Origin of the sequence: Sphaerochaeta sp. S2, assembly GCF_016406725.1 — a bacterium.
In the GTDB taxonomy this organism is placed as follows: Bacteria; Spirochaetota; Spirochaetia; order Sphaerochaetales; family Sphaerochaetaceae; genus Sphaerochaeta.
In genome coordinates, this window is record NZ_JAEKNT010000195.1 from 1 (window position 1) to 2,534 (window position 2,534).

A 2,534-nucleotide genomic window follows, 5' to 3' on the forward strand; every position below is an offset into this window, starting at 1 on the left:
ATATAGACCACATAATGATCGATGAATGGTTTGTTACCATGAGGAGAGCTGCAAGCGGTAAAAAAATGGCCTCCAATTCAAAGAACAAAGTCCTTATGTGCCTGTCATATATTTTGAAAGAAGCAGTTAATGTCGGCCTCATTGATTCAAATCCATGTGAGAAGGTAGATAAGATTGCAGAGGAATCAAATCCAAGGCAACCTTTTACGGAAGAGGAAATGGCTATTCTATTTCCAGAAAATGACAAGGAAGCTGTCTGGGTTTGGGGAAATCTTATGTGGGCTTGTTATTTTAACATCATGAAGTGTACTGGTTTCCGTCCTGGTGAAATTGCAGGATTGACAAGAGACAATTACTACCCTGCTCTAGGAGGGATATACACTTCACAGTCCATTAACAGCTTCACAAAAGAAGTTGTCAAACGAATCAAGACGACAGACAAAGGCATGAAAGCAAAAATTGGTTTGCTATCTGACCAATGTTGCAGATTACTGGATGAATACATCTCGACATTACCAGAAGATCAAGACTTGTTATTCAAGGTAAAAACTGGATATGTATCAGTATTTACTTCAAATAAGCATTTCAACTCCTTTGCCCAAAAAGCAGGGATTGAACTCAATGGAAGAACCCAGTACTGTCTACGCCACACCTTCCAAACAATGATAGCAGGTGAAGTAGAAAAAAATCATGTAGAAGAATTGATGGGTCATACCAAGTACCGAAAAGACTATGACCACCGTGACGGAAAGAGGAGACTACAGCAGCTCCAAAATCTACGCAACAGACTGAACAGTATTATATAACAAGGAGGGGCCGAAGCCCCTCTCTTCTTACAGCAACTGGAGAACCATTGGTGTTCCATCGGTGTCCATCCAATTGAGAACAACAGTGGTACTGAAGTCTTTTGTCTGTGGATATCTGCTCCACTCTTCTTTTACAGCATCGAATTCTTCTTGAGTGTTTACCTCTACGTCCCTAGTAAACCCTCCCATATATTTGTCTGATACTGTTACTTTAACTTTCATGGTTCACTCTCCTGCGTCTTTTTTGATTAAGAGAAGTCGAATTTAACCCCATACTTCTTCTCATGCTGCTCTAGGTATATCTCTACAAAAAGGAGGTCTGAGCAGGGAGAAATCTCATTATGCAGCGTTTCCCTAATCTCATCATCCATTAGCTCTGCAATCGGTTCCATCTTCCATTGGGCATTGTTCAGAATCTTTACAGCCTCTTCGTAGTAAAGATGGTCTTGCTCTCCTTCCTCGTTAAAGGCTTGCTCAGCCTCTAGGACATCACCGTCACCCCATACCTCATCTTCCATGTTCTGGATATCTTCCAGTGCATTAGCCTTCGATGTTACATAGCCAAGATCACCATATCGAAAGAATTCCGAATCCGAATTTTCTATGAATGCAATTGCATTTTCTCTGGTCATTATAAAACTCCTTTAACGCTTTGGGTGCAAGAAAACCTGTCATAGTATACCCCATGACATTCTTTAAATCAAAGTAACTTTAGTCTAATTCAATAGAATCATTTTTAGGGATATACTCCCTCATTTCCCTTAATTCTTTCACTGTTTCCTCTTCTGAGGAATACCAGTCAAGCGTTGTGTATCCATCCTTCAGGGTACACCCATCCTTGATTCTGTCGATAATCACCTTTTTGTTAACGCCATAGGCAACAGCGGCATCGGAGATCGATTCGAATACCCAGGTATCCGTTTTCTCGAAAGCGATGACAGGGATACAGTGATCCAAGCCTTCTCGTACCTCATAGATGTAGAATGAATCGCCCATCAAAAGACAGGCGATGGTTGCTCAATATTTCTTACCGTGGAGATATCCACGATCCTTGTTGTAATTCATCTTTGCCTCAATATGCTTCTGCAGGTCGATGTTTAAGTAGCCGCACAGGTCAGCAATCCTGATTACTGCATCAGCCAACTCGTCCTCGACACTGTCTTTCACATGCTCAAGGAAAGCTTCCTTTGACTTCCCATTACTCACGTAGGCTTCAAGATTGGCCCTCCTGCCATTCCTGTCGGCCTCCAGAGCCTCACTTATCTCACTGTGAATCAAACACAGCATTTCACCAAGGTTCTGGTTCTTCTTGTGAAATCCATGATTAAGGGCATTACCATACGCCCTATCCTGCAACTGCTTAATCGTCATTATACAGCTTCCTGCCTTGCCATGAATTGTGCGTACTGGTCATAGACAGCCCTCTTCATCACATTCTTGTCCGGATGAAAATTCACTGTACACACGAACTCGTTTACGAACTGCATGAATGGCTCATGATAAATACTGATCTCGCCAAAACTGATACGATTCGCTTCATCTGATACTTCACGAAGCTTGTAGATTGCTTGCATGTATTTAGGAGGAGCAACCTGTATCTCGTCCATGTTGTAATGCTCAACCTCAAAGCAAGGATAAGGCATGGTGACATTCCTTATTTTGCAATACTTGTGTGCATCCTCCTCCTTGGAGAAGACAGCCTCTATTTCATAAGACGAACAGCAACCA

6 protein-coding genes are annotated in these 2,534 nt (G+C 42.1%); 1 reads left to right on the top strand and 5 read right to left on the bottom strand.

Features of this window, described 5'->3' with window-relative positions:
• Positions 1 to 806: site-specific integrase (locus JF818_RS05245; protein ID WP_233066328.1), on the top strand; the 806-nt coding region annotated here is incomplete at its 5' end.
• 27 nt (positions 807 to 833) lie between these two features.
• Here JF818_RS05245 and JF818_RS05250 read toward each other — a convergent pair.
• From JF818_RS05250 to JF818_RS05270, 5 genes are all read right to left on the bottom strand, one after another.
• Positions 834 to 1,028 carry a hypothetical protein gene (locus JF818_RS05250; protein ID WP_198890916.1) on the bottom strand — a complete coding sequence of 65 codons (195 nt, stop codon included), beginning with the start codon at positions 1,026 to 1,028 and terminating at the stop codon, positions 834 to 836.
• 26 nt (positions 1,029 to 1,054) lie between these two features.
• Positions 1,055 to 1,438, bottom strand: a complete 384-nt coding sequence (locus JF818_RS05255; RefSeq protein ID WP_198890917.1) for a hypothetical protein — start codon at positions 1,436 to 1,438, stop codon at positions 1,055 to 1,057.
• 79 nt (positions 1,439 to 1,517) lie between these two features.
• The gene (locus JF818_RS05260) at positions 1,518 to 1,802 is read right to left on the bottom strand and encodes a hypothetical protein (protein ID WP_233066331.1); all 285 of its coding nucleotides are present in this window, start codon (positions 1,800 to 1,802) and stop codon (positions 1,518 to 1,520) included.
• Between the two features lie 21 nt (positions 1,803 to 1,823).
• Positions 1,824 to 2,177, bottom strand: coding sequence for a hypothetical protein (locus tag JF818_RS05265; RefSeq protein ID WP_198890918.1), 354 nt, complete (start codon positions 2,175 to 2,177; stop codon positions 1,824 to 1,826).
• Positions 2,177 to 2,534 (bottom strand): hypothetical protein (locus tag JF818_RS05270; protein ID WP_233066347.1); only part of this gene is annotated, 358 nt, incomplete at its 5' end. The genes JF818_RS05270 and JF818_RS05265, both read right to left, overlap by 1 nt.

Coding starts and splice junctions, on each gene's coding strand:
- JF818_RS05250 (WP_198890916.1), bottom strand. CDS start 1,028: ATGAAAGTTAAAGTAACAGTATCAGACAAATATATGGGAGGGTTTACT.
- JF818_RS05255 (WP_198890917.1), bottom strand. CDS start 1,438: ATGACCAGAGAAAATGCAATTGCATTCATAGAAAATTCGGATTCGGAA.
- JF818_RS05260 (WP_233066331.1), bottom strand. CDS start 1,802: ATGGGCGATTCATTCTACATCTATGAGGTACGAGAAGGCTTGGATCAC.
- JF818_RS05265 (WP_198890918.1), bottom strand. CDS start 2,177: ATGACGATTAAGCAGTTGCAGGATAGGGCGTATGGTAATGCCCTTAAT.